Source organism: Aliivibrio salmonicida LFI1238 (assembly GCF_000196495.1).
In the GTDB taxonomy this organism is placed as follows: domain Bacteria; phylum Pseudomonadota; class Gammaproteobacteria; order Enterobacterales; family Vibrionaceae; genus Aliivibrio; species Aliivibrio salmonicida.
In genome coordinates this window covers 1,634,362-1,649,308 of sequence record NC_011312.1, presented here as the reverse complement: position 1 = coordinate 1,649,308, position 14,947 = coordinate 1,634,362, and the positions used below count along the sequence as shown (strand labels likewise).

Here is a 14,947-nt window from a genome sequence, read left to right as displayed (position 1 = left end):
ATAACAATCTTCTTAAGTATTAACGTTCCATTGTTGCCAAATCAATGGTAATTGACACTGCTTCGTCTAAATAAGCATCTGGTGCTTCATAATCTTTTGGTATGTCATCAATAGATTTAAACGCTTCTTTTTCAAGATGTTTTTGTCTTTGATTTACACGATCTAAACGACGAACATCAGCATCATCACTTTCTTTCTCACGCACTTTCTTGTTTAGTGACATCGAAGTAATGTCTTTTTCAGCTTTATAGCGAGCAATATCTTCTTGAATGAAACCAAACTCTTCATCTGATTTGATTCGTTCGACATGCTTTTGTGCCAATGGAGCAATCGTGTTCGCAATCTGATTTGTTTGCTTATACTCGGCTGCTTTAATGCTATCCCAAGGAAGTGCATTATCTTCAACACTTTCGCCAGTATCTTTAGCATCAATCGCGGTTGGAAATGCAATATCAGGAACAACACCTAAATTTTGCGTACTACCACCATTGATTCGATAGAATTTTTGAATTGTGTATTGAACATGACCTAGTGGCTTATCAAATAAATCATAAATATGATTCAATGAACGATGCTGTTGTACTGTTCCTTTACCAAATGAATTTTCGCCTAAAATTACAGCACGGCCATAATCTTGCATTGCTGCAGCAAAAATTTCAGAAGCTGAGGCACTATAACGATTCACTAATACAGTCATCGGACCAGTATAAGCAATTTCACCATCAGTATCAGCATTGACATTAACACGTCCATAACTATCACGAACTTGAACTACAGGACCTGATGTAATAAATAAACCAGATAATGCCGTTGCTTCAGTTAATGCACCACCACCATTGTTACGTAAATCGACAACAATACCGGTAATGTTTTTTTCTTTTAATTCAGCAATTTGTTTTTTAGTGTCTTCAGCTAAGCCAACATAGAAACTTGGTACTTCTAATACACCAATTTTCTTGCCGTCTTGCTCAATCACTTCAGACTTAACTGCTCTATCTTCTTCTAAACGAATCTTATCTCGAACAATTGTGACAACGTGACTTTTTGAATCTTTACCTTCTGGCAAGATATCAAGATACACTTTTGTTCCTTTAGGGCCTTTTATTAATTGAACAACGTCATCTAAACGCCAACCAATCACATCAACAGATTTTTCACCTTCTTGAGCAACACCAATAATTCGGTCACCTTCTGAAAGTTGTTTACTGTTTTGTGCAGGACCACCAGCCACGAGAGATCGAATAACAGTATAGTCATCGGTCGCTTGCAATACCGCACCAATACCTTCTAATGAAAGATTCATTTCAGATTGGAATTGTTCAGCATTTCGTGGGGATAAATAGCTAGTATGAGGATCAACTTCACGAGCAAATGCATTAATGTAAAGTTGGAACGCATCTTCGTTGTGACTTTGAGTCAAACGCTTTAACGCATTATTATAACGCTTGCCCAACATCTTTTGGATTTCAGGCCAATCTTTTCCTGTCATAGACAAGTTAAGCGCATCATATTTAACACGTTTACGCCAAAGTTCATTTAACTCAGCGTCATCTTTTGGCCATGCCGCGTCAGAGCGATCTAACTCAAAAGATTCATCAACAGTATAATCAAACTCTTTATCTAATAAAGACAATGCATAAACGTAACGCTCAAAACGACGTTTGAGTGATAAGTTATAAATATCAAAGGCGGCTTGAGTATCACCCACTTTTAATTGATCATCAAATTTGGTTGATAATGGAGCGAAAGAGGTAAGATCCGCTTGAATAAACACGTTTCGATTATAATCGAGCATGTCTAAATATCGCTCATAAATGGCAACTGAGAAGTCATCATTCAATGAGAAATGCTTATAATGAGAACGTGTAAAACGAGAAGTAACGCGCTTACTTGCTGTCGCGTGCTGAGTTTCAGCCGCTAATACAGGTAAGTCCGTTTCTGAATACTTGGCTTCAAGAACCTTAGCTTCAAGTGCGTGTGCAGACGCTGCTAGCATTACGCCAGCAGCAATCAGCGAGACTCTAAATCGACAATTCATGCGTCGGGAGTACTCCTTTATGAACGAAGGTTCTCCGCTTTAACAACCATTTGTAGGCCGTTTGATAAGCGAATTCGAACATCATCCTTGTTAATTTCTACGATTGTCGCTGGCATGTTGCCTTTACCCATGTTCACACTTACGTTATTACCTACGGTAATTTCGTCAGAGTTTAGAGCACGAGTTTCAACTGGCTTCTCTTGCTTTTTCGCAACAGCAGCAGGTTGAGGACGACGCTTTGGTGGAGTAGTAGCACGAGCTGGTTTTTTAGCTTTCGCTTCTTCTCTTGCTTTTTTCGCTTGCTCTTTACGACGAGCAGCTACTTTAGCTTTGCTCTCTTCAAGAGATGCTTTAGCGTGTTCAACGTGCTCTTCTTCTAGTTCACCACAAGGGTTACCATCTAAATCAACACGAGATGCGCCCGGCTTAACACCGTGTAGGTAACGCCAAGAAGATGTGTACTGACGTAAGCCAGCACGTAGCTGAGTTTTACTTACTTTAGAATCATCGCTTAAACGCTCCGCTAGATCTTGGAAGATACCAATTTTAAGAGGTTTAGCTTCGCCTTCTAAAATAAAGCATTTCGGGAAACGCTCAGCAATGTATGCAATAACTTCTTTGCTGTTCGCTAGTTTTTCAGAGTTTTCCATGTAGTTTCCTGATAGATACGGTTTAGTCCGTATATAGGTTTATTTCTAGTAAAGATATTGCGCTATTATATATGCAATAACTTCTTTGCTGTTCGCTAGTTTTTCAGAGTTTTCCATGTAGTTTCCTGATAGATACGGTTTAGTCCGTATATAGGTTTATTTCTAGTAAAGATATTGCGCTATTATAGATACTTAAGCGTGAAAAACCACTACTGAAGGAAAATTAAAGTCTCTTTTCTGCTTCTTTCATGAAATCAGCCAGTCCTTTTTCGTCAATTTCACTAAATCGACCAATATTTGGGCTATCTATATCTAAGACACCAACCAACTTTCCATTTCTATAAAATGGAATTACGATTTCTGAATTACTTTCCGCGTCACATGCAATATGTCCATCAAATTCATGAACATCTTCAATACGTTGAACTGTTTCAGTTAAAAATGCAGTTCCGCATACGCCCTTACCTATCGTAATCCTAATACAAGCGGGTTTCCCTTGGAACGGTCCTAATACTAATTCATCGTCTTTAAGTAGATAAAAGCCAACCCAATTAATGTCATCAAGCTCCATGTTCAGTAATGCGCTTATATTTGCAAGATTAGCAATAAAATCAGGTTCATCTTCAATAAGGCCGATTGCTTGTTGCGTTAGTCGTTGATAATTTTTTAAATTCATCTCTACTTCTTTCCTTTGTTAGATCTATTCTAAGTATTAACTATACCAATCACTTGCGACTCTAATTATACTGAGTACAATGCCTCCGAAAATACAATAATAGGAATCATTCTCATTGTGAATAACATTACTTCTCCTACAATTAACTGGAATTGGCTACTAAGGCAAGCTCGAAGCTATAAAAAGCGCCTATTTAGTGCTAATTTAATCGCCATCGTCGCGACACTCATTAGCGTACCTATTCCATTGTTCATGCCATTAATGGTCGATGAAGTCCTACTTCACAAACCGGCTACTGGTGTTGAATTACTAAACACCCTGCTTCCTTCTGCATGGCAAAGCCCTGTCGGTTATATTCTCTTAGTTCTTGTTCTTGTGATCTTAATGCGGATCATCAGCCAAATATTAAATATTATTCAAGGCCGTCAATTCAGTCTTGTTTCTAAAACGATTACTTATCAGATCCGCTTACAACTGCTTGATAAACTCAGTCGCATTAGCATGAAAGAATACGAGTCTCGTGGAAGCGGTGGAATCAATTCACATATCATTACAGACATCGATACCATCGATAAGTTCTTAGGCCCGACACTAAGTCGCTTTATTGTTTCCTTTTTAACGGTACTAGGCACTGCTGGTGTTCTACTTTGGATCAACTGGCAACTTGGTTTATTCATTCTTCTTGTTAACCCTATCGTGATCTATTTTTCTCGAAAATTAGGCAATCGAGTAAAAGATTTAAAAAAGAAAGAAAACCAAGCCTATGAAAAATTTCAAACTCGATTAATTGAAACCTTAGATGGGATTTATCAACTTCGAGCATCTAACCGTGAACGTACCTTTTTAAAGCAGCTACAAGTACAAGCAGATGATATAAGAAACAGTGCCGATCAATTTACCTGGCAATCAGAAGCTGCTGGTCGTCTTTCTTTTCTGCTTTTCTTATTAGGCTTTGAACTTTTCCGCGCTGCTGCAATGATAATGGTATTAATGAGCGACTTAAGCATTGGTCAAATGTTCGCTATTTTTAGTTACTTATGGGTAATGTTGTCACCAATTCAAGAATTATTAAGTATTCAATTTTCTTGGTATGGCGCTTCTGCCGCACTAAAACGAATAAATACGTTGCTGCATATTGATGAAGAACCTAAAGTTAATAGTACTGTTAACCCATTTGATTCTCATGTAACCGCCAGTATTTCTATTTCTGATCTAAACTTTAGTTATAACGAAGATGTGCATGTCTTAAAAGATTTGTCATTAACTATCCATCCAGGAGAGAAAGTGGCTCTGGTTGGTGCAAGTGGTGGTGGTAAATCGACACTGATCCAACTGTTACTGGGATTATATCAACCCAATAGTGGTCGAATATTATTTAATGGTCATGACACTCGGGACGTTGGATTTGAAAAGATTCGTAACCAAATCTCGGTTGTATTACAACAACCTATACTATTTAATGACACACTAAGGCATAATCTGACATTAGGCAGTGAATATTCTGATGATTTATTATGGAATGCGCTTGATGTAGCTCAACTGCAAGATGTTGTCATTCAGCTAACAGATGGGTTAGAGACGCAAATTGGTCGCCAAGGTGTAAAGTTATCTGGTGGACAACGTCAACGATTGGCCATTGCGAGGATGGTGTTAACCGATCCTAAATTTGTTATTTTAGATGAAGCAACCTCTGCACTGGATACTGCAACAGAAGCGGCATTACATAAGGCATTAAGTGATTTCTTGGTAGGACGCACAACACTCATTGTTGCTCATCGACTAAGTGCCGTAAAACAAGCCGATACGATTTATGTTTTAGATGACGGAAAAGTAACTCAATCAGGAACTCATCATGAACTCGTTACACAACAAGGACTCTATCAGACACTTTATGGATCAATACAAAGTTAATCTCTTGGATAACCATCGTGGAAGACGCTAAGTTTCGTCGCTGTCACGGTTGTGACCTTGTTGTAGAAGTAGCGAAGGTAGACAAAAAGCAAAATGCTCACTGTCCTCGCTGCAATACGCAGCTTTATCGTGGTAATCGTATTTCACTAAACAGTGATTTGGCGATTGCCATTGCTGCGTTGTTACTATTTATACCTTCGCATTTTTTCCCACTCGTCACCATTAAACTATTTGGTGTCATGATCCCTGCTACATTGCCATCAGGTTCAATCACTCTGATGTCTGAAGGGTTCCCAATGCTTGGGTTATTGATTCTATTTTGCAGCTCTATTGCGCCTCTGCTTGTATGTTCTTCCGTTGTCGCAGCACACCTTGCCCTTAGAAAAAAATGGTTTAATTTATTTCGTATAAGCGTTACTACAGTACAACACTTAAAAAATTGGATGATGTTAGATGTCCTTCTCGTCAGTTTAGCGATTGCTTGTTTTAAAATACAAGACCATGCCGATATTTTTGTCGGCTCTGGATTATACGGATTAATCCTTTTGCAGTTTGTCACTTCTTTACTGCTCACTCATGTAAGTGCGAGACGCTACTGGCGAGCATGGCAAAGAAAAAATCAAACGAAGATTGAAGCTCCAATTACGGACCCTCTCAATTCAATACATTGTGAGCACTGCCATTTTACCCAACAAGATGGAACTCATTGTGTTCGATGTAAACGTGCGATTCACAAAAGAAAACCAAGGTCCATACAAAAAACATGGGCTTATTTAATCGCTGCTAGTATTTTCATTATTCCTGCGAATATTATTTCCATTTCAATTTTGTTAACAAATGGTAAGCGCCTTGAAGACACTATTTTTTCTGGGGTTGCAGGGCTCATTCAATCGAACATGTACGGTATTGCCATCATAATCTTTGTTGCCAGTATCATCGTACCTGTGGCGAAAATACTGGGGCTAGGTTACCTGCTCCTTTGCATTCAATTTAAACGTACTATTTTTCATCGCCAGCGAATGTCTATCTATGTCGCGGTAAAATTGATAGGGAAATGGTCAGTCATGGATTTATTCGTAATTTCAATTATGATGACCTTGATTGACCGTGGACAAATTTTAGATTTTACACCCGGAATGGGTGCAGTAGCCTTTGGCTTAGTTGTAGTTTTTACTATGCTAGCCGTAGAAAGTTTTGATTCTCGTCTAATTTGGGATAATTATGAACGCGCCAAAAACCGTTGATTCTTCAATCGAAAAAGTAAACATCAAAACCGAACGTGGAATATCCCCACTTTGGATCTTGCCCTTACTTGCCCTTTGCTTAGGCGGCTGGCTTGTATATTCTGCTTTTGTCGAGGCAGGACAACGTATTCAAATTTATTTTGATGATGCTCAGGGCTTAACCGCAGGTAGAACAACCATTCGCTACCAAGGCTTAGAAGTCGGTATGGTCAAAAACATTACTTTATCGAAAGACTTATCGAATATCTATGTAGATGCTGACATTTATCCTGAAGCGTCCGAGCTATTAAAAGACAACACTCAGTTTTGGTTAGTAAAACCACAAGCCTCGTTAACTGGGATTTCAGGGCTAGACGCTCTTGTTTCTGGTAACTACATTGCGATTTTACCGGGTTCAGGCGAAGCAAAAACACAATTTAATGCATTGGCTAACTCCCCTGTCATTCAACCAAATTCGACGGGATTAAACATTACATTGAGATCCAGTGATCTTGGTTCGATCTCGGTTGGTTCAAAAATCTATTATAAAAAAATTCCGATTGGTGAAGTGTATAACTTCAAATTAGATGAAAAGACCGACAAGATAAAAATCAAAGCCTTAATTGATGAAGAATATGCTCATTTAATTACGTCTAAAAGTCGCTTTTGGAATGCCAGTGGCATTGGTGCCAGTATTGGGTTTGATGGCGTTGATGTGCAATTTGAAAGTTTATCGGCCTTAATTGGTGGGGCTATTGCTGTGGATTCACCCGATGATGGTAAAGCGATTGATAATGGTGAAGAATTCCGTCTTTACTCAAATATCAAAACCGCTGGCCGTGGTATTTCCATTAAAATAACACTACCGGACAATAACCAAATTAGTCCTAATGGTTCATCGATTATGTACCGAGGATTAGAAATCGGTCAGATCAACAGCTTAAAATTATCAGACGATAAAAAAGATATCATTGCATCAGCAACCGTTGAACCCGCGTTTGCTGATTACTTAAATGATGGCTCTCGTTTCGTACTAGAAGAAGCGAAGGTCGGCCTTTCTGGTGTCGAAAATATCGGTAATTTAGTCCGTGGTAACTTCTTAACACTGGTTCCTGGTGAAGGAGATAAATCACGAACGTTCTCCGCTATTCGTAAACCAGAGTTAATAAAACAAGACGCTAAGGCAATAACGTTCTCTTTATACGCAGATCGCTCATTTGGTTTAACTGCGGATACTAAAATCTTATATAAAGGTATTAAAGTTGGTTCGATCACTCACGTCGCTTTAGTTGGTGACCGAGTCAAATTTGAAGCAATGATTTTTGAACAATACAAACGCCTTATAAAATCACATAGCAAATTCTTTGTTTCTGGTAGTGTCTCTGCCGAATTAACCGATTCAGGACTAAGTATTGATGTTCCTCCCGCTCAAGAATTGATCTCAGGCTCGATAAGTTTCACGAGTGAAGGTAAAGGGTACAAGCAAAAGAATTACACGTTATTTAAAAACAGTTCATTAGCCGAGCTCGCTCAATTTAAAACAGAAAAAAGTACAGAGCTCACTTTATTTAGTGCAGAACTTCCTCCTATTACCAAGAACAGCCCTATTCTTTATCGTAACCTTGTTGTTGGTAAAGTGACGGATTTCAGCCTTGGTAACGATGGCGTAAACATTAAAGTAAATATTGAAAAGCAATATGCTCACCTTATTCACAGTGACACTGTATTTTGGAATTATTCTGGCGTTAATGTTGAAGCCAGCTTAAGTGGTGTAAATATTCAAGCGGCCCCTCTACTATCCATGATCCGTGGTGGTATTGGTTTTGATAACATTCAAGGCGTAGAAAATAAATTAGGTCAAAAGTGGAAGCTCTACTCAACTCTTTCTGAAGCACAAGCATTCGGGAAGATCATTGCTTTCACTGCGAAAGACAGTTCATCAATATCAAAAGGAACACTGATTAAATATCAGGGCGTTACTGTTGGTGAGATAAGTAAGGTAACACCAAACTTCAAACAAAGTAATGTGTATATACAGGCTCGGATCTTTCCAGAATACGTAAATCAAATTGCCATTCCAGGCAGCCATTTTTGGGTAGTAAAACCAACAATTAGCCTGACTAAAACAGAAAATCTAGACACACTGCTTGGCAGTTATATTCAAGTCACACCAGGAAAAGGAAAAGGAAAAGTACAAACTCAATTTTCTTTAACTGACCAACCACAAGCCGCTGCACTTATAAGTTACACCTTAGAGTCATCCACTCGCGGGTCTGTTAAAGTAGGCACCCCACTTTTATTTAGAGAAATTGAAGTCGGTGAAGTCGTTGATGTTAGGTTAGGTGATCTATCTGACCGTATTATTATCACTATTGGTGTTCAACCAAACTATGCTTATTTAATTCGAGAGAACAGTGTTTTCTGGAATGTATCTGGTGTAAATATGTCGATTGGTATCAGCGGTGCAAAAGTTCGAGCCGGTACTGTTGATAGCATCTTACGTGGCGGGATTGCTTTCTCTACCCCAGATGATGAATCTTTAGCTCCACAGGCAAAAGAAAACAAATCATACTTACTGTATAAAACATCAGAAGACGATTGGCCGTTGTGGAACGCAGCAATACCAAACCCAAATAAATAAGACAAATAACCACACGTCTTAATGTATAAAAAGGCAGCTATTACTTTATAGCTGCTTTTTTATTATCAATTCTTTCAATAATTAAGTCTTTCAATTAATTCCATTTAGACAATAAGCTCAATAGGTATTACACTCCCTCCCATAGTCATCATCCAATGAGATCTCTTCGTGCACGATAATATTTTTCTACCCGATGCTTTTTTAGCACAAGTTCAAGAAACTATGCCTTCTCACCTTTCTATGGACGAATTTGTTGCCGCTTGTAAACGCCCTTTACGTCGCAGCATTCGTGTGAATACTCTAAAAAACAGTGTTGAAGAATTCAAAAAAAGAGCCGAAGAAAAACAATGGCAATTAGACCCAGTGCCTTGGTGTGATACGGGATTTTGGATCACAAGACAAGAAAGCGATACCGTAAAATTAGGCAGTACCGCTGAGCACATGGCTGGTCTATTTTACATTCAAGAAGCCAGTTCAATGATGCCCGTCACTGCATTATTAAAGGACAATGACAATATTGAAATGGCATTAGACATGGCATCTGCTCCGGGATCAAAAACAACCCAACTTGCCGCTGGAATGAAAAACAAAGGCGCTTTAGTTGCGAATGAATATTCGTCAAGTCGTGTAAAAATATTGTGTTCAAACGTCCAGCGTTGTGGTGTGAGTAACGTAGCTCTTACTCATTTTGATGGTCGTGTATTTGGTGGTTGGTTACCTGAAACATTTGATTCAATTCTACTGGATGCCCCTTGTTCTGGTGAAGGAACAATCCGTAAAGATCCTGACGCTATGCATAACTGGAGCCCAGAATCGGTTATTGAAATTGGCGATACTCAACGTGATCTAATAAAAAGTGCGTTCCACGCTCTTAAGCCCGGTGGTGTTATGGTGTATTCAACTTGCACCCTAAACCATGAAGAAAACCAAAACATTTGTCATCATTTAGTGACCGAATTCGGTGACGCCGTCACGTTCGAGCCATTAGGTGATCTTTTTGAGAATGCAGAAAAAGCATTAACAAAAGAAGGCTTTCTACATATCTACCCTCAAATCTTTGACAGTGAAGGCTTCTTCGTTGCAAAGATTCGTAAAAACTCGGCAACGATTGCGCCGGAAGTTAAAAAACGATTAGGTAAGTTCCCTTTTGCTTTAGCAAATCAAAAAGAAATAAAAGCAATTGAAGATGAACTACATAACACGCTGCAATTATCTATTCCTGAAACCAATGAACTTTGGATCCGAGATAAAGAAGTATGGGCGTTTCCAAAAAGAATGAGCTCATTAATCGGTGAAATGCGTTATCACCGTATTGGATTCAAACTTGCAGAAACTCACAAGAAAGGCTATCGCTGGCAGCATGAAGCGATTATGGCTATTGCAAAAGCAGATAATCCAACAAGTTCTGAATTAACCATAGAACAAGCTCGTGAATGGTATATGGGTCGTGATGTTCGTCCTGATAATGTGGGTAAAGGCGAAACCATTGTCACCTTTAACGGTGCCGTGATTGGATTAGGTAAATGGGTTGGTAACCGCATAAAGAATGGGCTTCCTCGTGAACTGGTTAGAGACGGTAACTTATTTTAATCAACGCTAGTTAAAAAGTAGTAGGGAAACGGATATGCCTTCACAATATAGAATCAAACGGATTGTTGAGATCGGAGACACCCTACACCGATGTGGGTGTGCTCCCTATAAAGTAGAACGTTATACCACTTTTTATGCAAATAAATATGGCATAGAGTGCATGATCCAAGCGACACCTACCTCTATAAACTATCAGTTTCCTGATGATGATAATGCGGTCATCATGAAACGACACAAGCCAGCAGGCATTGATTTAGGCTTGCTGGCAAATACCATTATCCGCTTACAACAACCATTAAATGAAAGCTCGCCTCCTGCTGAAAGCATCTTCTTTCCTACATGGATGATTGCATTAGCAAACATTTGTATTCCACCTGCTTTTTTGATGCTCGTAGGCTCGACCTATGAAGCATTATGGGTCAGCTTTCTGCTTGGTTTTATTGTTTGGGGTTGTCAAACGATCTGCACTAAGCGTCGCAGTATTGCTGTTGAATTTTTTAGTGCTTTAGTCATAACTCTCATCGTTACTTTTATCGCAAGTTTAGGTTTTCCGATCCCCATATTAGGGTTATGCATTGCTGCAATAGTTCTCTTTGTTCCCGGTTTATCTATCGCGAATGCCTTAGAATGCTTAGCATTTAACGACTTAGTCTCTGGCACCAGTTTACTTGGCCAATGCTTTCTTACTTTAATCAAACTTTTTATCGGTATTATCATTGGCTTTCACATTGGTGACGCTTTATGGACCATCCCTGAATCCGTAAAATATCAAAACGAATTTCCTCTATGGTTACAGATCGCAGGTTTACCTTTAATTTCTTTTTGCCTTGGCGTCATGTTTAAAGCTAGATTCCAAGATATGATCTACAGCTTACCTGTCGCCGTTTTAGGTATGTGGGGGCCTTTCTATTTAGGCTTTGATGGAGGATGGGTGGTCGGTACTTGGGTAACAACCGTATTGATCACACTTTATGGCACATGGATAGCTAAACGCTTAAATCTGACGGGTATTATCTTTATTATTCAAGGTATTATTATTCTTGTTCCAGGAAGTCGAGTCTTAGTAAGTGCAAGTCAAAGTGTGTTTCAAGAATCAATACTTCCGATTCCGAGTATTGGGTTATCCGCCCTCTTTATGTTCTCAGCCATTGTTGCAGGGCAAATCACCGCTTACTCTATTTACTCACCTAAAATAGACCAAGATTAAATTTTATTGATTTGTAAAAATAGAAAAAGGCCAGTAACTCATCGAATTACTGGCCTTCATTTTATTTATATAATAGTAAAAATTAAGCGCGACTCATGAACTTATGTTCAGTCGTGTTAATTTTAACTTTTTCACCGTTAGCAATATACTCAGGAACTTGTACTGTTAAACCTGTCGTCATTGTTGCAGGTTTAGTACGAGCACTTGCAGAAGCGCCTTTAATTGAAGGTGCTGTATCTACGATTTCTAAATCTACAGCAGAAGGCAATTCAATCGCAACGGGTACGCCATCAACGATAAGAATTTGAATACCTTGTGTATCTTCAGAAATGAAAAGCAACTCTTCTTCAATCGCTTCTTTGTTGAAAGTGTATGGCGTGTAGTCTTCAGAATCCATGAATACGTACTCATTACCATCAACATAAGAGAAAGTCGCACTACGACGGCTGAAATCAGCTAAAGTGATAATCTCATCAGTTTTAAAACTTTCATCTGCTTTTGAACCCGTTGCAACATCGTACATACGCATACGGAATAACGTTGCACCAGCACGGCCACTAGGTGTTAGCTTAGTGATTTCTTTAACAAAATAAACTTTACCGTTGTGTTCAATTGCTGAACCTTTCTTAATATCACTTGCCTTTGGCATGATAAAACATCCATAAAAAATTGGTGTACGAAAAATACCATGAACTTTTTATAACTCCAATAATTATGTGATAGAAAATGATGCTTTATCGACTATTTATTGATCGGTTGATTCAATCATCACCTCATTTCGGCCTGCACACCAAGAACGTAGCATCATAATGGCGGTATATAGAACAACAATTGCCACTAGCCAAGCAAGCATATCAACATCAAGAGACTTCACGATAAAAGCAGCAATCAATACCCCAATCGGCCCTGTAATGGCCACAACCAATGAGGCCCTAGAATTCACGGCTTTTTGTTTAATAAAGCCACCGGCAGAGAAAAAACATAAGAAAGCACATGAACACATCATAATAGGAAAAGCCGCCAGTGGGTTCATCCCTAATAAATAAATCATCGTCATACAAGGCGCGTACAACCCAATACCAACCGTCATCAAGGCACCAAAAATAAAATTACCAATAACAGCAATAACTAATTTTTCACCCGAGAGACCGAGCTCATCACCGCCCAATGGGAATAATTCAAAACGACCAGCAAACATCAACATCGCAACAATAAATAACGCACCAGCCATAATTAAACGAATCAATTGACGATCAAAATTGGATACCAAGCGAGCCCCTACCGTTGCCCCGACACAAGCCGCAATAATTAGGCTCAATAACGTGGTTAAATCAACATTAACTGCAGTTAAGAAAATCAATGCTTGAAATACTGTCGCCATCGTCGCTTGAGCGTTTAATGTCCCAGGTAATACTCGGTCATCAACCAAATTAAATTGTTTATAGCCCGCCGTTTTTATTGCAAAACTGCCTACACCTAACGTGTCGCAAAAGTTAGCAAAACCACCAATCAGACCAATCGCCCATACGTTCGTTTTTTTCTCTGATTCTTTTTTTCTGAGCCATAATGAAATCAACATATAAAGAAAAATTAACCCACCAATAATAAGGCTAATTTGTAACAGCAAAAGAATAGTCATGATAATTTACACAGCAACAGGAAAGCCGCAAATCATAATCCAGTTTACGGGTAAAAACCAGAGAGACGCCTTATAACAAAAGGGACGAGAGATAATGCCACTAACAACTAATCTATATTATTAACACTTAATGATATTATTATAACTAACTTAAATGTATTTAATGAAATAAAGAGAATGCAGGCAATAAAATATGTTTTTTTATGGTTACTGACTGAATGGTTTGATGTGTTACTTTAACAAAAGGTGATAGATTTGTTATCTAACTTAATCAATAAAAATATCTTATGCAAAAGAAACTATTATGCCTTTCAGTATTGCTTGCTGCTTCATGTTCAGCACAAGCAGATAGATTAGATGACATTCAAGAATCCGGCGTCATTCGTGTCGGCACAACGGGCGACTATAAACCCTTCTCTTCCTTCGATGGAAAAAACTATACAGGGTATGACATTGATGTTGCTAAACACATCGCAGATCAATTAGGTGTAAAGCTTGAATTAGTTAAAACGTCTTGGAAAAACCTTATTCCAGATCTAAATGCAGATAAATATGACATTGCAATGGGTGGAATAACACGAAAAATGCAACGCCAATTACACGCAGAACAAACTCAAGGTTATATGACGTTTGGAAAGTGCTTTCTTGTTGCTAAAGGAAAAGCCGACGCATTCAATACCATCGATAAAGTGAACATGAAAGAAGTACGTGTTGGCATCAATATTGGTGGTACCAATGAAATTTTTGCAGACGCTCATCTACAAAATGCGACCTTTACACGTTATGAGAATAATCTTGATGTCCCACAAGCCGTCGCCACTGGTAAAGTTGATGTCATGGTAACCGAAACACCTGAAGCATTATTTTATCAAGCAACCGATAAACGATTGGAAGCCGCGCGTTGTGAGACCCCATTTACTAAAAGCCAATTCGGCTATCTTGTCCCTAAAGGAGAGCAAGAACTCTTAAATACGGTTAATTTCATTATGGATGAAATGAAATTAAAAAATATTGATGAACAGTTTATGAAAAACAACTCATTAAGATAACGTCACGCTATAAATATTTGCCTTAATTCTCTTAATTATGATTAGCAGACTTACTGGAGGTGAGTGTTTTACCTCCTTTTGACCTCAATTCAATTTCCATCCATAGAAAATCACTTTCTATTATCAGAAACGTACAATGAATATTGCACAGCGTAACTAATTTATTATCACAAAGATCAAAAAATGACTGCATAGAACGACATATCAACATTTGGTTACTCATAACACCTCTTTATAAGAAATTTAAATATAATAGATAATTCAAATCACTTTGTGCTGTCACTTCGGAAATAGGAAAACCTGTTATTTAATAAAAACAACAT

General features: G+C 38.5%; 11 protein-coding genes. 6 read left to right on the top strand and 5 right to left on the bottom strand.

What is annotated here, in order from left to right:
• Positions 1-19: 19 nt before the first annotated feature.
• The 3 genes from prc to VSAL_RS08220 form a co-directional block, all read right to left on the bottom strand.
• Positions 20-2,038, bottom strand: a complete 2,019-nt coding sequence (gene prc, locus VSAL_RS08230; RefSeq protein ID WP_012550196.1) for a carboxy terminal-processing peptidase — start codon at positions 2,036-2,038, stop codon at positions 20-22.
• A gap of 17 nt (positions 2,039-2,055) precedes the next feature.
• Positions 2,056-2,688 (bottom strand): RNA chaperone ProQ, encoded by a 633-nt coding sequence (proQ, locus tag VSAL_RS08225; RefSeq protein ID WP_012550195.1) that lies wholly within the window; start codon positions 2,686-2,688, stop codon positions 2,056-2,058.
• A 223-nt stretch (positions 2,689-2,911) separates the two neighbouring features.
• Positions 2,912-3,364: a GAF domain-containing protein gene (locus VSAL_RS08220; RefSeq protein WP_012550194.1), complete on the bottom strand. Its 453-nt coding sequence runs from the start codon at positions 3,362-3,364 to the stop codon at positions 2,912-2,914.
• A 117-nt stretch (positions 3,365-3,481) separates the two neighbouring features.
• On the opposite strand from VSAL_RS08220, the gene VSAL_RS08215 reads away from it, so the two are divergent.
• The 5 genes from VSAL_RS08215 (at position 3,482) to VSAL_RS08195 (ending at position 11,936) form a co-directional block, all read left to right on the top strand.
• Complete coding sequence (locus VSAL_RS08215; RefSeq protein WP_012550193.1) at positions 3,482-5,275, top strand: ABC transporter ATP-binding protein; 1,794 nt, start codon at positions 3,482-3,484, stop codon at positions 5,273-5,275.
• A gap of 17 nt (positions 5,276-5,292) precedes the next feature.
• Positions 5,293-6,519 (top strand): paraquat-inducible protein A, encoded by a 1,227-nt coding sequence (locus VSAL_RS08210; RefSeq protein WP_012550192.1) that lies wholly within the window; start codon positions 5,293-5,295, stop codon positions 6,517-6,519.
• A complete protein-coding gene (locus tag VSAL_RS08205; protein ID WP_012550191.1) occupies positions 6,497-9,139 on the top strand; it encodes an MlaD family protein in 2,643 nt (880 codons plus the stop codon). Before VSAL_RS08210 ends, VSAL_RS08205 begins: the two co-directional genes overlap by 23 nt.
• Before the next feature lie 168 nt (positions 9,140-9,307).
• The gene (rsmF, locus tag VSAL_RS08200; protein WP_012550190.1) at positions 9,308-10,729 is read left to right on the top strand and encodes a 16S rRNA (cytosine(1407)-C(5))-methyltransferase RsmF; all 1,422 of its coding nucleotides are present in this window, start codon (positions 9,308-9,310) and stop codon (positions 10,727-10,729) included.
• Between the two features lie 34 nt (positions 10,730-10,763).
• Positions 10,764-11,936 (top strand): threonine/serine exporter family protein, encoded by a 1,173-nt coding sequence (locus VSAL_RS08195; RefSeq protein WP_012550189.1) that lies wholly within the window; start codon positions 10,764-10,766, stop codon positions 11,934-11,936.
• 82 nt (positions 11,937-12,018) lie between these two features.
• Here the strand turns inward: VSAL_RS08195 and efpL are convergent, their stop codons facing one another.
• Together efpL and VSAL_RS08185 are read right to left on the bottom strand one after the other, a co-directional pair.
• Positions 12,019-12,585 (bottom strand): elongation factor P-like protein EfpL, encoded by a 567-nt coding sequence (efpL, locus tag VSAL_RS08190; RefSeq protein ID WP_012550188.1) that lies wholly within the window; start codon positions 12,583-12,585, stop codon positions 12,019-12,021.
• Positions 12,586-12,681: 96 nt separating this feature from the next.
• Positions 12,682-13,575: a sulfite exporter TauE/SafE family protein gene (locus VSAL_RS08185; protein ID WP_012550187.1), complete on the bottom strand. Its 894-nt coding sequence runs from the start codon at positions 13,573-13,575 to the stop codon at positions 12,682-12,684.
• 287 nt (positions 13,576-13,862) lie between these two features.
• Between VSAL_RS08185 and VSAL_RS08180 the strand changes: the two genes are divergently transcribed.
• A complete protein-coding gene (locus tag VSAL_RS08180; RefSeq protein ID WP_012550186.1) occupies positions 13,863-14,624 on the top strand; it encodes a transporter substrate-binding domain-containing protein in 762 nt (253 codons plus the stop codon).
• Positions 14,625-14,947 lie beyond the last annotated feature (323 nt).

Excerpts from the sequence above, each read along its gene's own strand:
- prc (WP_012550196.1), bottom strand. The coding sequence starts at position 2,038 with ATGAATTGTCGATTTAGAGTCTCGCTGATTGCTGCTGGCGTAATGCTA.
- proQ (WP_012550195.1), bottom strand. The coding sequence starts at position 2,688 with ATGGAAAACTCTGAAAAACTAGCGAACAGCAAAGAAGTTATTGCATAC.
- VSAL_RS08220 (WP_012550194.1), bottom strand. The coding sequence starts at position 3,364 with ATGAATTTAAAAAATTATCAACGACTAACGCAACAAGCAATCGGCCTT.
- VSAL_RS08205 (WP_012550191.1), top strand. The coding sequence starts at position 6,497 with ATGAACGCGCCAAAAACCGTTGATTCTTCAATCGAAAAAGTAAACATC.
- VSAL_RS08195 (WP_012550189.1), top strand. The coding sequence starts at position 10,764 with ATGCCTTCACAATATAGAATCAAACGGATTGTTGAGATCGGAGACACC.
- efpL (WP_012550188.1), bottom strand. The coding sequence starts at position 12,585 with ATGCCAAAGGCAAGTGATATTAAGAAAGGTTCAGCAATTGAACACAAC.
- VSAL_RS08185 (WP_012550187.1), bottom strand. The coding sequence starts at position 13,575 with ATGACTATTCTTTTGCTGTTACAAATTAGCCTTATTATTGGTGGGTTA.
- VSAL_RS08180 (WP_012550186.1), top strand. The coding sequence starts at position 13,863 with ATGCAAAAGAAACTATTATGCCTTTCAGTATTGCTTGCTGCTTCATGT.